The organism is Pseudomonas sp. B1(2018) (assembly GCF_003097365.1).
In the GTDB taxonomy this organism is placed as follows: Bacteria; Pseudomonadota; Gammaproteobacteria; order Pseudomonadales; family Pseudomonadaceae; genus Aquipseudomonas; species Aquipseudomonas laurylsulfatiphila.
Window position 1 is genome coordinate 212758 of the sequence record NZ_PYUK01000010.1, and the last position, 14820, is coordinate 227577.

A 14820-nucleotide genomic window follows, 5' to 3' on the forward strand; every position below is an offset into this window, starting at 1 on the left:
TTATATTGACTGTTGCGACGTCATCGCGAGCAAGCTCGCTCCCACAGGTTTCGTGTGTTAACTGATCAGTATCAACCTCCAGTTTTTTTCTCTGGGAGCGTGAACCAAACTTATTGGGCAAGCGCACTCAAAATCTGATGCGCAATCCTGACCCGCTGCGCATTCGGGAAGTTTTTGTTGGCCAGCATCACAATGCCGATTTCCTTCGATGGCACGTACAGCACGTAAGCGCCAAAGCCACCGGTTGAGCCTGTCTTGTTGATCAGCACGTTCTGCGGCTGCGCTTGTGGCGGATTCAGCCACTGGACTTCATGGGCCTGCATGGCCATCGGCGTGGAGTTGCCGTCCAGCAAGCGATCCAGAGTGATCGGGTAGCGATACATCTCCCAGCCCAGGCCCTGGGTCATGTCGCCAACGCTGTAGTAGGCGCTATGAGTCAAGGCGATGGCTTGTTGCAACGGCTTGTCCAGAGACGCCGGCTGCATGTTTGCGCCGACGTAGGCCAGCAAGTCAGAGGCGCTGGTTTTCACCCCGTACGCCTCGGAATCCAGCGCCCCCGGAGTGACCCGCACCGGCTTGTCGTCCTTGTTGTAGCCTTGGGCGTACAGCGCCATCTGGTCCTGCGGCACATGCACATAGGTGTGCTTGAGGCCCAGTTTCGGCAGCAGGGTTTTCTCCATCAGGTCATCAAACGGCTGGCCCATGCTGTGGGCGGCGAGGTAGCCGAACAGGCCAAGGCTGGGGTTCGAGTACAGTCGGTGGCTGCCGGGGGCGTAGAGCGGTTTCCATTGTTTGTAGTAGCCGAGCATTTTGTCGGCCGAATCAGATTCGGCAGGAAATTGCAGCGGCAGGCCGCCGGCGCTGTAGGTGCCCAGTTGCAGCACGCTGATGTGGTCGAAGGCGCTGCCGCGCAAGGCCGGCAGGACCTGGCTGGCCTTGTCCGACAGTGACAGCTTGCCCGTAGCCTGGGCGTAGGCGGCGAGGGTGGCGGTGAAGGTTTTGCTGACCGAGCCGATTTCGAACAGGGTGTCCTGTGTGACGGGGCTGCCGGTTTCCGTCGAGGCGACGCCATAGTTGAAGTAGTGCGCTTGGCCGTTGACGGTGACCGCCACGGCCATGCCGTGGATACCCTCGGCCTGCATCACCGGTTGTACGGCGGCGTTCACCAGCGTCTCGATTTGATCCTGTGCCACGCACTGGCCTGCGGCAAATATCGCCATGCCGGCGGCGATGGTTTTCAGCCTGTCCATGTGGGTTTAATCCTTCGTTGATTCAGTTGCGCGCCATTTTAGGGGGTTAAGCGCCAGGCTCCGAGCGCTTTTTAAACCGGCCGCCAACAGGCGGCCACGCGCAACCCTTGAATCAACTCACTTGGCGATTCAACTCACTTGGCGTTTCAACGCACCAGGCACGGCCGCTTGTTATCGAACGTCCAGCCCGGAATCAAAAACTGCATGGCCACGCTGTCATCCCGCGCCCCCAGGCCCATGCCTTTGTACAGTTCATGAGCCTTGGCGACCTGATCCATGTCCAGCTCCACCCCCAGCCCGGGTTTCTGCGGCACCTGCACGCAGCCGTCGACGATTTGCAGCGGGGCCTTGGTCAGGCGCTGGCCGTCCTGCCAGATCCAGTGGGTGTCGATGGCAGTGATCTCGCCCGGCGCGGCGGCCGCGACGTGGGTGAACATCGCCAGGGAAATGTCGAAGTGGTTGTTGGAGTGTGAACCCCAGGTCAGGCCCCATTCGTGGCACATCTGCGCCACGCGCACCGAACCCTGCATTGTCCAGAAGTGCGGATCGGCCAAGGGTATGTCGACCGACTGCAACTGGATCGCGTGGCCCATCTCCCGCCAGTCGGTGGCGATCATGTTGGTTGCGGTCTTCAGCCCCGTGGCCCGGCGGAATTCAGCCATGACTTCGCGTCCCGAGTAACCGTTTTCCGCCCCGCACGGATCTTCGGCGTAGGCCAGCACGCGGTGCTGATCGCGGCACAGACGGATGGCTTCCTTCAGTGACCAGGCACCATTCGGGTCAAGGGTGATACGCGCATCGGGGAAGCGTTCGGCGAGGGCCGTGACCGCTTCGATTTCGGCGTCGCCGCTGAGCACGCCACCCTTGAGCTTGAAGTCCTTGAAGCCATAACGCGCGTGCGCCGCCTCGGCCAGGCGGACCACCGCATCGGCGGTCATGGCTTTTTCGTGACGTACGCGGAACCAGTCGTTGTCGGCGTCTGGCTCGCTGCGGTAGGCGAGGTCTGTTTCGTTGCGATCACCGACATAAAACAGATAGCCAAGCATCTTCACTTCATCGCGCTGCTGGCCTTCGCCAAGCAGGGCGGCGACCGGCACGTCCAGGTGCTGGCCGAGCAGATCGAGCAGCGCGGCTTCGAGGCCGGTGACGGCGTGGATGGTGATGCGCAGGTCGAAGGTCTGCAATCCGCGACCGCCGGCATCGCGGTCGGCGAAGGTCTGGCGTACCTGGTTGAGAATCTTCTGGTAAGTGCCGATCGGGCTGCCGACCACCAGGCTGCGTGCGTCTTCCAGGGTCTGGCGAATGCGTTCGCCACCCGGCACTTCGCCGACGCCGGTGTGGCCGGCGTTGTCCTTGAGGATCACGATATTGCGGGTGAAAAATGGGCCGTGGGCGCCGCTGAGATTGAGCAGCATGCCGTCGTGGCCGGCCACCGGAACGACCTGCATGCTGGTGATGATCGGGGCTTTGGCGATGTCGTGTGCGGTCATGTCGTTATCCTTTTAAACCAATGATTCAGGCGTGGTGGGGCGCTGGTTTGCCCGCTGCGGTGACGGGGGCGACCTTGGGTTTGTTGCGTGCGGCAAAGACGATGATCGCGGCGATGATCGAGGTCGCGGCCAAGCCGTAGAGTCCGCCCTGGATGGAGCCGGTGCGTTCCTCCAGCAGACCGAAGGTGGTCGGCGCGACGAAACCGCCGAGGTTGCCCACCGAGTTGATCAGCGCGATGACGCCGGCGGCGATGCGTGCGTCCAGATAAGCCTGGGGAATCGGCCAGAACAGCGACGAGGCCGATTTGAAACCCAGCGCCGCAAAGCAGATCGCGACGAAGGCGAAGACCGGCCCGCCGGTGGTGGACATGAACATCCCGGCAGCGGCGATCAGCAGGGCCACGGCGACCCAGGCTTGCTGATGCTTCCACTTGGCCGACAACGAGGCGAAGGCATACATGCCGACAATCGACAGCAGCCACGGAATCGAGTTGAACATTCCGACCTGGAAGTCGCTGAGGTCGCCCATCTTCTTGATGATGCTCGGCAGCCAGAAGGTCGCGGCGTAGATGGTCAGCTGGATAAAGAAGTAGATCACGCAGAACAGGATGATCTGGCGATCCTTGAGCAGCTTGCCCAGCGACGGCTTGATCGGTGTGGCGGCTTCGCGGGCCAGTTGTTCGTCGTCGATGGCCTTGACCAGTGCGTCCTGCTCTTCGCGGCTCAGCCATTTGGCGTCGTGGGGTTTGGAATCGAGCCAGAACCAGACAAAAACACACAAACCCACCGAGAACATGCCTTCGATGAAGTACATCCATTGCCAGCCATGCATCCCGAATCCACTGATTTGCAACAGCAAACCGGACAGGGGGCCGGAGATCAGCGAGGCAATCGCCGAGCCACTGAGGAAAATCGCAATCGCCTTGCCACGCTCCACGCCAGGCAACCAGCGGGTGAAATAGTAGATCACCCCGGGAAAGAATCCGGCCTCGGCCACGCCCAGCAGAAATCGCAAGATGTAGAAGTGGGTTTCGTTCTGGATGAACGCCATGCCCGCGGCGACCAGGCCCCAGGTCAGCATGATCCGCGTCAGCCAGATACGCGCACCGACTTTTTGCAGGAGGATGTTGGAGGGCACTTCGAACAGCGCATAACCGATGAAGAACAGACCGGCGCCGAGGCCGTACGCGGCCGCGCCAATGCCCAGGTCGTGTTCCATGTGGGCGCGGACGAAACCGATGTTCACTCGATCAATGTAATTGACGATGAACATGATGACGAACAGTGGCAAGACGTGACGTTTGACTTTGGCGATGGCGGACTTCAGCGCTGAATTGGCGTCGTCGTGCATCCCGGAGACGGATGTATTCACTGCGTTTTCTCCCACTCGTTATTTTTATGCGGGGTGAAGCTGGGTGCTGCGTTGTTGATAGACATCATACAACTAGGTTTTTTGATCTTGCAACCGCCTTTGCTCAATGAAATGGCGCTGTATTAGAGATTTTTATTCTGGTGGCGGTGGCGGGTGGTCTTTAAAACGAATCAATATGAGCGAGCTGTTGAGTGTTGTCATACAAGTTGAGCGAGATTTTTCAGGATTCCCGCCCGGCGCGGTGCTACGATTCGATAGCCCTGATTTCCGGACACCTTCATGCAAGAAGACCTCGAAGCCCCCGCCCGCAAGCGCAGCCACAACCTGGCCCATGACCTGGTGGAGAAACTGACCCAGCGCATCCTGCTCGGCCAGATGTTGCCCGGCGACAAGCTGCCGTCGGAAAACACCATCGTTCAGGAACACGGGGTCAGTCGCACGGTGGTGCGCGAGGCGATCTCGAAGTTGCAGGCCTCGGGGCTGGTGGAAACCCGGCATGGCATTGGCACGTTCGTGATCGAGCGCGCACCGGAGCAGGGGCTGCGGCTGAATGTCGACACGGCGTTGGGGGTGCGCAGCATTCTAGAGTTGCGCATGGGCCTGGAAACCCAGGCGGCGGCGCTGGCAGCAACTCGCCGCACCGATCTGCAACTGGCGCAGATGCGTGAAGCGCTGGACGACTATCAAAGCCTGCTGGCCAACAACGACAGCTGTGTCGAAGCGGACCGGCGTTTTCATCTGCTGATCGCCGAAGCCACCGGCAACGTCTGCTTCACCGAAATCATGCAGCACCTGGGCAGCGCCATGATCCCGCGCACCCGGGTCAATGCCGCCGAGCGCGGGGCCGTGGACTTGAGCAAACTCGGTGAGTTGGCCAATCTTGAGCACGAGGCGATCCTCAACGCCATCAAGCGCCAGGACCCGGACGCGGCGCGGGCGGCGATGTGGTTGCACCTGACCAACAGTCGTGACCGGTTTTCGGCTAGCTGATAGTCAGTGACACCGCGTCATCGTTCTTCGCGAGCAAGCCCGCTCCCACAGGTTCTGGGTCGTGCTCAGGAACCGCGGCCACCATGAAACCCTGTGGGAGCGAGCTTGCTCGCGATAGCGCCAGACCTGACAGCGAAAAACCTGAATCAGACCCTGACAGCCTGAACCACCACAGCCCGCCGCTCCAGATTCAACGCCAGCACACTCGCCAACACCACCAGCCCGCCGACCACGATCATCAACGTCGGCCGTTCGCCGAGTGCATAAGACGCCATCACCATCGCCGTCGGCGGTGTCAAATACAGCGTCATGGTCGCCCGGCTCAAATCGACATGCGCCAGCACATAGGCCCAGGCCAGGTACGCCAGGGCACTGGGGAATATCCCCAAGGCGATCACCGCCCACTGCACGCGCAGCGGCGCCAGGGCGACTTGATCGACAAGGCCGGGCAGAAAAATCAACAGCAGCACCGTACCGGACCACACCGTGTAGCACACCAGCGTCAGCCCGTCGTAACGCCCGGTGTGATGTTTTTGCAGGGCAAAGTAGAGGCTCCAGGACACCGCCGCCAGCAGGATCAGCAAGCCGTGGGCGTCAATGCTGCCCAGGCCATGATCGCCCGCCACCACTATCACCACGCCAAACAACCCGAGCAGCACACAACCCCAGCGCCACAGGCTCACCTGATCCTTGAACACGAAGCGCGCTATCAATGTGCTGAACAGCGGCGTGGTCTGGGCCAGGACGCTCGAAGCGCCAGCGCTGACTCCCTGCTGGCCGAAGTTGATCGCCACGTGATGCAGGCTCACGGCAAAGAAACCCAGGCCGAACATCAGCGGCAAGTCTCGCAGGCTGGGCAGGCGGATGCCTTTGATGACCGCGACCACGGCCATGAACACGGAGGCCAGCAGGAAGCGCAGCAGGGCCAGGTGCACGGGGTCGTAGGCCTGCAAGCCGATATGAATGCCGGTCGGGGAGTAGCCCCAGCACGCCACGACAAACGCCATGGCCAGAATGATTTTCCAGGGTGAAACGGGGGAGGGTGTGAGCGGCGTCATGGTCGTGCACCTGAGGGCTGATGCACGGAGTATCAGAAAGCCTATCGTTCGCCACAACTGACTTATACTGCGCTAATCGTTCACTATTGGTGATGTATGGAGCTGGCACAGATTCGCATGTTCAAGACCGTGGCCGACGTCGGCAGCATTGCCCGCGCGGCTGAATTGCTACATTGCGTGCCGTCCAACATCACGGCACGGATCAAGGCCCTCGAGGCTGAGCTGGGTGTCGCGCTGTTCCTGCGCGAAGGCCGAGGGCTGCGCATCAGCCCGTCGGGGCAGACCTTCCTGGCCTACGCCTCGAAAATTCTCGCCCTGACCGCCGAGGCCAAGCGGGCGGTCGACCCTTCGGCCGAACCCTCAGGGCCGTTGCGCATCGGCGCCATCGAGTCGTCGGCCACCGGGCGGTTGCCGCGCCTGCTGGCGAAATTCCACAAGCGTTTCCCGCAGGTGGCGCTGGAGCTGACCACCGGCGCCTGGGGGCAGTTGCTCGATGACACGCTCAATCACAAGCTCGACGGCGCCATCGTGGCGGTGGATGTCGAGCGTTCGCACCTCAAGCGCACGCCGATGTACCGCGAAGATTTGCTGCTGATCGCCTCGACATCCCTGGGGCCGTTGCGCGACATAAGCGATTTGCAGGACCAGACCGTGTTCATGTGGCCCCAGGGCTGTCCGTACCGGGCGGCGCTGGAGCATTGGTTGTTGCGACAGGGGCAGGCACTGCCGATTGTCAGCCTGGCCAGTTATGGCGCGATTGTCGGTTGCGTCAGTGCCGGGGCCGGTGTGGCGCTGGTGCCCAAGGGGATCTTCGACCAATACGCCAAAGGCGCGGGGTGCGCGGGGTTTGAGTTCCCTGAACTGACCGCCGTCGACAACCTGTTTTACTGGCACGAAAACGCCGGGGTGCACCCGGCGCGCGAGGCGTTCGTGGCGATGCTCCGCGAAGAGTTTGCCTGACGCAGTACCTGTGGGAGAGCCTGTGGGAGCGAGCTTGCTCGCGATGACGGAGTGTCAGTCGCCAACAATATTGACTGATACACCGTCATCGCGAGCAAGCTCGCTCCCACAGGGTTTTGTGTGTATTTGAAGGTCAGTTCACACCTACGTCCCGCATCAGCAAACCAAACTGCAGATCCACCGCATCCGGTATCGGCAAATACACCGTATGCCCATCCCCCGGTGCAACATCGATGGCTTCACCCTTGGCGTTCTGCAGCTGATGCAGATCGAAGTGGAAGTTGCCCTTGGGCGTCATCAGCTCCATGTGGTCGCCCACGCCGAAGCGGTTTTTCACCTTGACCTCGGCCAGGCGATCCTGGCGCTGCCCGGTCAGCTCACCGACAAACTGTTGCCGTTCCGACACTGAGCTGCCGTTCTGGTAGTTCTGGTATTCGTCATGCACATGGCGACGCAGAAAACCTTCGGTGTAGCCGCGCTGGGCGAGGGATTCCAGGTCGCTCATCAGGCCACGGTCGAAGGTCCGGCCGGCCGCGGCGTCGTCGATGGCCCGGCGATAAACCTGGGTGGTGCGCGCGCAATAAAAGTGCGATTTGGTCCGGCCTTCGATTTTCAGCGAATGCACGCCCATCTGCGTCAGGCGTTCGACGTGCTGCACGGCACGCAGATCCTTGGCGTTCATGATGTACGTGCCGTGTTCGTCTTCGAAGGCGGGCATCTGTTCGCCGGGACGATTGGCTTCCTGCAACAGGAACACCTGATCGGTGGGTGCGCCGATGCCCAGGGTCGGTTCGGGATCGAATGTCTGCACGATCTCGCCCAACTGGTTTTCCGTGGCCGGCTGCGCCGTGTATTTCCAGCGACAGGCGTTGGTGCAGGAGCCCTGATTGGCGTCGCGCCTGTTCATGTACCCCGACAGCAGGCAGCGCCCGGAATAGGCCATGCACAACGCGCCATGCACGAACACCTCCAGTTCCATGGCAGGCACTTGTCCGCGGATCTCGGCGATCTCTTCCAGCGACAGCTCCCGCGACAGGATGATCCGGCTCAAGCCCTGTTGCTGCCAGAACTCGACGCTGGCCCAGTTCACGGTATTGGCCTGCACCGAAAGGTGGACCGGCATCTGCGGGTAGTGCCGGCGCACCAGCATGATCAAGCCGGGGTCGGACATGATCAGCGCATCGGGGGCCATGGCGATCACCGGTTCAAGGTCCTTGAGGAATGTCTTGAGCTTGGCGTTGTGCGGCGCAATGTTCACCACCACGTAGAAGCGTTTGCCCTGCGCCTGGGCCTCGCGAATGCCGAGGGCGAGGTTGGCGTGGTCGAATTCGTTGTTGCGCACCCGCAGGCTGTAGCGCGGCTGGCCGGCGTACACGGCATCGGCGCCATAGGCGAAGGCATAACGCATGTTTTTCAGGGTGCCGGCGGGGGCGAGCAGTTCTGGCGCGGTGAGGTTCATGGCGGTGTCGGTCGCAAAAGCCGCGCAGGATAAACGCTCGGCACGGAGCGTTTATTGACCTGGATCCATGTCTGGTCAACAAAGAGATGGCACTCGCGCGAGCCGTAGCGGACTAAACATCAGGGCCCAAGTGTTGCGTCCCGGCGGGCATGGATCGGATATGAACGAAGAAACCCTGAAAGACAGATCGCTGACGATCCTTCTGGCCCTGGTGAGCGTCGCCTTCATCTGGATCCTGCTGCCGTTCTACGGCGCTGTGTTCTGGGCGGTAATCCTCGGCATCCTCTTTGCACCGCTGCAACGGCGGCTGCAGCTGAAGTTCGGCTGGGAGCGCAACCTCACGTCACTGCTCACGCTGAGCATCTGCCTGTTGATTGCGATCCTGCCAGTGATAGTCCTCAGCATCCTCCTGATCCAGGAGGGGGCCGCGCTCTACAAGAACATCGAGAGCGGCGAACTGGACATCGCCGGGTACGTGGCGCAGTTCAAGCACATCCTGCCGCCGTATTTCCAGCACCTGCTGGACCGCTTCGGCATGGGCGAGCTGAACGGATTGCGAGAAAAAATCGTCAAGAGTGCGATGACCGGCGGGCAGGAGCTGGCCGCCCAGGCCTTCATTTTTGGCCAGGGCACGTTCGAGTTCATCGTCAGTTTCTTCATCATGCTGTACCTGCTGTTCTTCTTCCTGCGCGACGGCGCGGAACTGGCGCGCAAGGTGCGTGCGGCGGTGCCGTTGGAGGAACAGCAGAAACGTCGTTTGCAGCTCAAGTTCAATCGCGTGGTACGGGCCACGGTGAAGGGCAACCTGCTGGTGGCGATCACACAAGGCGCGCTGGGTGGCCTGATTTTCTGGTTTCTGGACATTCCCAGCGTATTGCTCTGGGCGGTGTTGATGGCGTTTCTGTCGCTGTTGCCAGCGGTGGGGGCGGGGATTGTCTGGGTGCCGGTGGCGGCGTTTTTCCTGCTCACCGGGGCGATCTGGCAGGGCGTGGTGTTGGGATTGTTCGGGATCTTCGTGATCGGCCTGGTGGATAACGTGCTTCGACCGATTCTGGTGGGCAAGGACACCCGGATGCCGGATTACATGATCTTGATTTCGACCCTCGGCGGCCTGGCGATTTTCGGGCTCAACGGCTTTGTCATCGGCCCGTTGATCGCGGCCCTGTTCATGGCTAGCTGGGACATTTTCATCGAAACCAAACCGCGGGTGCAGCTGCCCTAGGCGCTGAGCCTGCCGGACTGGCCGGTGCCGATGCGTTGCGACAGCTCCCGGGCGGCGGGCAGCGAAGTCAGCGGGCCACTGATCTGTACACCGTCCTGCACCAGATACCAGCAGGCGAGCATGCCCAGCTCTCTGAGCTGTGCGGGGACGGCGCTGCCGATAACGGACATGATCTGAACCTGGGACATGAAAAGTACCTCCATCAATCTGTGGAGCTACTTTAAGGTCCGGGTGCCTCGAGGAGTAATCAACGCTTTCGATAGTGGTCATTGATGCCAGCGGGGGCAAATGACCGTTGGTCGGTCAGTTGACCACCTGATCGAGCATATTGACCACTTCCTGCTCGTTGAGCAGGCCCTTGCGCACCAGGTTTTGCGTCAGCAGCGAGAGAAACTTGGCGCTGCGATGACCTTCCAGGTGTTTGAGTTCGGTCAGTGCGTTGTACACCTTGCTGGAGGTGCACAGACCGACGATGCGGTGCGGGTTTTGCGTTGGCATGTGGTCGTCCTTGTTGTTATCAACCTGTTTTCGACGGACAGCACCGAGCTTGCGGATCTGTCATGACAAAAATATGACCGTTTTTCGCCACACGGCAGAAAACCGGTCGAGTCCATCTTGCCCGTTTCTGCCGCGCGCACTGTCCCGATAGCGACCTTGGCGAGATTTATCCAGACCTGCACCGCCCAATGGGCATAAAAAAGGTGGTTCATGTCATTCCGGGAAACACCGATACCTGTAGGAGCTGCCGGAGGCTGCGATCTTTTGATCTTCAGCAATCTCCAGATCGCAAAAGCAAAATCAAAAGATCGCAGCCTTCGGCAGCTCCTACAGATGTTTCCGTGAAGTCCCATAAAAAAAGCCCCGCTGTTTCAGCGGGGCTTGATGAGTTCGTTACCAGCGCCCGTAGTGGGGGCCGTAGTAGCCGCGTGGCGGGCCGTAGTAACCACGGGGTGGCCCATAGTAGACCGGGGCCGGGCGGTAGTAGATCGGTTGCTGCACGTAGACCGGGGCCGGCTGGTAGTAAACCGGTGGCGGTGGCGCGTAATAAACCGGAGGCGGTGCTGCGTAGACCGGTTGCGGCGCGACATAGACCGGGCGGTTGGCGTTGATCAGAGCCGAACCTACGATGGCAGTACCGACGATCGCGCCAAACACCGCCGGACCCTGCCAGTAATTGCCACCACCATGGGCTTGCGCCTGTCCCGCGATAGCGAGGGCGCCGATCAGCAAGGCTACTGTGGGGATTTTACGGATCATGATAGTTCCTCGGTTCTTCAGCCCGGCGCCTGTGTCTGCAATAGATCCAGGGATTGTCGCGGGGATACTACTAAGACAGCGTTTTTTCGAAAAACAGCACGGCCGCCAGGTAAATTTTGTGTAAGGTCTGTACCGACTTTCTTACCGACCTGTTTAAGCCCGTGCGTCCAGGCTTTCATGATCGATCAGATCCCGATGGAGGGCTAATCCCGTCCATCCGAAAAGTGCATTTGAAGGAGCTTTGCCATGCAGATGAACCCTAACAAAGACACCCAGCTGTGCATGTCCCTTTCAGGGCGCCCCGGGAACTTTGGCCTGCGTTTTCATAATCATCTGTATGAACAACTGGGCCTGAACTTCTACTACAAGGCCTTTGCCAGCCAGGACCTGCCGGGCGCCGTCGCCGGCATTCGCGCCCTGCGCATTCGTGGTTGTGGCGTGTCGATGCCGTTCAAGGAAGCCTGCATTGAACTGGTGGATGAACTGGACGCCTCTGCCGCCGCCATTCAATCGATCAACACCATCGTCAACACCGACGGTCATCTCAAGGCCTACAACACCGATTACATCGCCGTTGCCCAGTTGCTGGAAAAACACCAGGTGCCCAAGGACTCCACCTTTGCCCTGCGCGGCAGCGGCGGCATGGCCAAGGCCGTGGCGAGCGCCTTGCGCGATGGCGGCTACGAGAACGGCCTGATCGTGGCCCGCAACGAGCGCGCCGGGCAGGCGCTGGCGCAGTCGTTGGGCTATGAGTGGCAGGCAGAGCTGGGCAATTGTCGCCCGCAGATGTTGGTCAATGTCACCCCGATCGGCATGACGGGAGGGCCGGAGGCCGAGCAACTGGCCTTCGAGGGCGATGTGATCGAAAAAGCAGACACTGTCTTTGATGTGGTGGCGATCCCCTCGGAAACGCCGCTTATCGTGCGTGCCCGTGCCGAAGGCAAGCGGGTCATCACCGGGCTGGAAGTGATCGCGATCCAGGCATTGGAGCAATTTGTGCTCTATACCGGTGTACGGCCAACGGATGAGCAGTTCCAGAAGGCCGTGGCGTTTGCCCGCAGCTAGGAGGTGTCCATGCACCCGCCCATTCTCAATCTGAACACTGTCGAGCTTGAACCGCTGCCCGAAGCGTTTGCGCCGACCGGTGAAACCGCCGGTCGCTATCAACAGCGTCTGGCCCGAGTCGGTCAGCAACTGGGGGCGCAAAAGCTGGGATATCGCCTGTATGTGCTGGAGCCGGGCATGCGCGGCAGTCCGTTTCACAGCCATCGGGTCAATGAGGAAATGTTCTACGTCGTGGCCGGGGAAGGGCAGGTCCGCCTGGGAGACGAGCGTTTTCCAATCCGCGCCGGTGATGTGATCGCCTGTCCACCGGGTGGGCCTGAAAAGGCCCATCAGATCATCAATACCAGCAACGGCGAGTTGCGGTATCTGGCCGTCAGCACCCAGCAATCGCCGGAGATCTGCGAATACCCGGATTCCGGCAAATATGCCGTGATGGATGACTTCAAAGTCGATGCCGAGGGTAATGCATCGGGATTTGTCGCGGTGGCCCGGCAGGCCGATGGGGTGGATTACTGGGACGGGGAGTAACCTCCCACAGGTTCTGTGCCAATCACAAATGTCAGTCAGTCCACAGCTCCACTGTGGGAGCGGGCTTGCCCGCGAAAGCGTCGGCACATCCAGCATTGATGTGACTGACAATCCGCTTTCGCGAGCAAGCTCGCTCCCACAGGTTTTGTGTCAATCTCAAATGTCAGTCAGCCCACAGGTTTTGTGCCAGGCAAAAATCCAGGCTATTCGAGCCGTGCCAACCGCTCTTCCAGCGCCGCAATCCGCGCCTCCAGCTCCTCGATCCGTTCAACCGAAACCCCACTGCTGCCGCGCTCGGACGGGTTCTGCCGGGCCGCCATGATTGCCTCGATATCCGCCGGATCACCCAGGGCGTGGGTGTAGCGGTCTTCGCGCTGGCCGGCCTGACGCGGTATCAGCACGGCCAGGCCCCTGGCAATCAGGCGTTCCAGTTGATGCACGACCTGTTCGGCGTCTTCGAATTCATGCATGCGGCCGCTGCGGGTCAGCAGTTCATTGACGGTCTGCGGGCCGCGCAGAAACATCAGCCCGGTCAGGATCACCTGCGCCGGCACCAGTTCCAGAGCCTTGTCGACCTTGTGTTCCCAGCGGTCGGCACGGCTGCCCATCACCAGCCTGGCGAAGCCGCGTCCTTCGAGTGCACGCAGGCTCTGGCCGACCTGGCCCGGCGTCAGGTTCATCACCGGTTCGCGGCTGGTTTTCTGGTTGCAGGCGATCACCAGCGCATTGAGGGTCAGGGGATAGGTTTCCGGGCTGGTGGCTTTTTTCTCGATCAACGAACCCAGAATGCGGATTTCCGTGCTGTTGAGCCGTGGTTCGTCAAAAGTCGTCTCTTGCTCAGTGCTCATGGTTCTGCATCCTTAGCCGATTCATGTTTTTCACTTGCGTGGGTGCACTTTAGATGGGCAGGCGCCAATGGCAACAGAATTCGCTGTGTCATCAGGGCAATGATGACAAAAAGTGCATGGAATATTGACGCGATTTTTACAAACGGCCGGGCACCGTGTGCGAGGTCGCGCGAGTGTGTCCACGGGACGGGGCACTGTTGGCGTCATCGCCGTGAAAAGCTGAGTACTGCATCGAGTCGGCCGGTGTACGACACCTTGATTCGCCTCTGATAAAAGAAATCCAATAAAGGCGAGAGTGACTCCATGAGCCAAGACATTTTTGTATCCGTACTGATTCCCGCCAAGAACGAAGCGAACAACCTCAAGCCGCTCATTGAGGAAATCCGCGTGGCGCTGGCCGATGAGTCGTACGAAATCATCGTGGTCGACGATGGCAGCACCGATTCGACCCTGCAGGAACTGCGGCAGATCCGCCAGAGCGGGCTGAACACCCTGCGCATCCTCCATCACGAGCGGTCGCTGGGGCAGAGCACGTCGCTGTACCACGCCGCCCGCGAGGCCCGCGGGCAATGGCTGGCGACCCTCGATGGCGACGGCCAGAACGACCCGGCGGACATCCCCGGGATGCTGGCGCTGGTGCGCGGCGAACCGGGCAAGGCCGATGTGCAACTGGTCGCCGGGCACCGGGTCAATCGCCGCGACACCGCGAGCAAACGCTACGCCTCGCGGTTCGCCAACAACCTGCGCCGCCGCCTGCTCAAGGACGCCACCCCGGACACCGGTTGCGGCCTGAAGCTGATCGAGCGCGCGGCGTTCCTGCGCCTGCCGTACTTCGACCACATGCACCGCTTCATTCCGGCGCTGATCCAGCGTCACAACGGGCGCATGATCGTGCACCCGGTCAACCACCGGGCGCGCACGGCCGGGGTGTCGAAATACGGCAACCTCGACCGCGCACTGGTCGGCATTCTCGATTTGTTCGGCGTCTGGTGGCTGATCAAGCGCACGCGGCTGAACACCATTGCCCAGGAGATAGAAGGATGAATCTCTCCCGCGAAGCCCTTTGGCTGGCCGTCGGTTTTATTGGCCAGATCGCCTTTACCGGGCGGTTTGTCCTGCAGTGGCTGTACAGCGAGTACAAGAAACGCAGCGTGATCCCGGTGAGCTTCTGGTACCTGAGCATCGTCGGCAGCACTTTGTTGCTGGCCTATGCCATTTACCGAGAGGACCCGGTGTTCATCGTCGGGCAGGCCTTCGGCTCCCTTGTCTATTTTCGCAACCTGCAGTTGATCGCTAAAAGTAAAAGCCTGAAGGAGTAGGT

The 14820-nt window shown here is 60.7% G+C and carries 16 protein-coding genes; 7 read left to right on the plus strand and 9 right to left on the minus strand.

Going from position 1 to position 14820, the window contains the following annotated elements; genetic code table 11:
* Positions 1-110: 110 nt before the first annotated feature.
* The 3 genes from ampC to C9422_RS17785 form a co-directional block, all read right to left on the minus strand.
* Positions 111-1220, minus strand: coding sequence for a class C beta-lactamase (gene ampC, locus C9422_RS17775; protein WP_371924793.1), 1110 nt, complete (start codon positions 1218-1220; stop codon positions 111-113).
* Between the two features lie 176 nt (positions 1221-1396).
* Positions 1397-2740 carry a glucarate dehydratase gene (gene gudD / locus C9422_RS17780; protein ID WP_116581569.1) on the minus strand — a complete coding sequence of 448 codons (1344 nt, stop codon included), beginning with the start codon at positions 2738-2740 and terminating at the stop codon, positions 1397-1399.
* 25 nt (positions 2741-2765) lie between these two features.
* Complete coding sequence (locus C9422_RS17785) at positions 2766-4112, minus strand: MFS transporter (RefSeq protein ID WP_116581570.1); 1347 nt, start codon at positions 4110-4112, stop codon at positions 2766-2768.
* 279 nt (positions 4113-4391) lie between these two features.
* On the opposite strand from C9422_RS17785, the gene C9422_RS17790 reads away from it, so the two are divergent.
* Complete coding sequence (locus tag C9422_RS17790; protein WP_007976831.1) at positions 4392-5102, plus strand: FadR/GntR family transcriptional regulator; 711 nt, start codon at positions 4392-4394, stop codon at positions 5100-5102.
* A 146-nt stretch (positions 5103-5248) separates the two neighbouring features.
* On the opposite strand, the gene C9422_RS17795 is transcribed toward C9422_RS17790, so the two are convergent.
* Positions 5249-6160 (minus strand): DMT family transporter, encoded by a 912-nt coding sequence (locus tag C9422_RS17795; protein WP_116581571.1) that lies wholly within the window; start codon positions 6158-6160, stop codon positions 5249-5251.
* Between the two features lie 96 nt (positions 6161-6256).
* On the opposite strand from C9422_RS17795, the gene C9422_RS17800 reads away from it, so the two are divergent.
* On the plus strand, positions 6257-7120 hold the full coding sequence (locus tag C9422_RS17800) for a LysR family transcriptional regulator (protein WP_116581572.1): 864 nt from the start codon (positions 6257-6259) through the stop codon (positions 7118-7120).
* 133 nt (positions 7121-7253) lie between these two features.
* On the opposite strand, the gene yegQ is transcribed toward C9422_RS17800, so the two are convergent.
* Positions 7254-8579, minus strand: a complete 1326-nt coding sequence (yegQ, locus tag C9422_RS17810; RefSeq protein ID WP_116581573.1) for a tRNA 5-hydroxyuridine modification protein YegQ — start codon at positions 8577-8579, stop codon at positions 7254-7256.
* Between the two features lie 160 nt (positions 8580-8739).
* Here yegQ and C9422_RS17815 point away from each other — a divergent pair, with 160 nt between their 5' ends.
* Complete coding sequence (locus C9422_RS17815; protein ID WP_116581574.1) at positions 8740-9801, plus strand: AI-2E family transporter; 1062 nt, start codon at positions 8740-8742, stop codon at positions 9799-9801.
* Here the strand turns inward: C9422_RS17815 and C9422_RS17820 are convergent.
* The 3 genes from C9422_RS17820 to C9422_RS17830 all read right to left on the minus strand — a co-directional run bounded on the left by C9422_RS17820 (position 9798) and on the right by C9422_RS17830 (position 11058).
* On the minus strand, positions 9798-9989 hold the full coding sequence (locus tag C9422_RS17820) for a hypothetical protein (protein ID WP_095967442.1): 192 nt from the start codon (positions 9987-9989) through the stop codon (positions 9798-9800). The genes C9422_RS17815 and C9422_RS17820 overlap by 4 nt on opposite strands.
* A gap of 115 nt (positions 9990-10104) precedes the next feature.
* Positions 10105-10299, minus strand: coding sequence for a hypothetical protein (locus tag C9422_RS17825; protein WP_007976845.1), 195 nt, complete (start codon positions 10297-10299; stop codon positions 10105-10107).
* A gap of 393 nt (positions 10300-10692) precedes the next feature.
* The gene (locus tag C9422_RS17830; RefSeq protein ID WP_103395354.1) at positions 10693-11058 is read right to left on the minus strand and encodes a hypothetical protein; all 366 of its coding nucleotides are present in this window, start codon (positions 11056-11058) and stop codon (positions 10693-10695) included.
* A gap of 246 nt (positions 11059-11304) precedes the next feature.
* On the opposite strand from C9422_RS17830, the gene C9422_RS17835 reads away from it, so the two are divergent.
* Complete coding sequence (locus C9422_RS17835) at positions 11305-12123, plus strand: shikimate 5-dehydrogenase (RefSeq protein ID WP_116581575.1); 819 nt, start codon at positions 11305-11307, stop codon at positions 12121-12123.
* 9 nt (positions 12124-12132) lie between these two features.
* A complete protein-coding gene (locus tag C9422_RS17840) occupies positions 12133-12651 on the plus strand; it encodes a cupin domain-containing protein (protein WP_116581576.1) in 519 nt (172 codons plus the stop codon).
* Between the two features lie 203 nt (positions 12652-12854).
* Here the strand turns inward: C9422_RS17840 and C9422_RS17845 are convergent, their stop codons facing one another.
* Complete coding sequence (locus tag C9422_RS17845; RefSeq protein ID WP_116581577.1) at positions 12855-13499, minus strand: YceH family protein; 645 nt, start codon at positions 13497-13499, stop codon at positions 12855-12857.
* 303 nt (positions 13500-13802) lie between these two features.
* Here C9422_RS17845 and C9422_RS17850 point away from each other — a divergent pair, with 303 nt between their 5' ends.
* Both C9422_RS17850 and C9422_RS17855 read left to right on the plus strand, forming a co-directional pair.
* Positions 13803-14543, plus strand: a complete 741-nt coding sequence (locus C9422_RS17850; RefSeq protein WP_116581578.1) for a glycosyltransferase family 2 protein — start codon at positions 13803-13805, stop codon at positions 14541-14543.
* Positions 14540-14818 (plus strand): lipid-A-disaccharide synthase N-terminal domain-containing protein, encoded by a 279-nt coding sequence (locus tag C9422_RS17855; RefSeq protein WP_116581579.1) that lies wholly within the window; start codon positions 14540-14542, stop codon positions 14816-14818. Before C9422_RS17850 ends, C9422_RS17855 begins: the two co-directional genes overlap by 4 nt.
* Positions 14819-14820 lie beyond the last annotated feature (2 nt).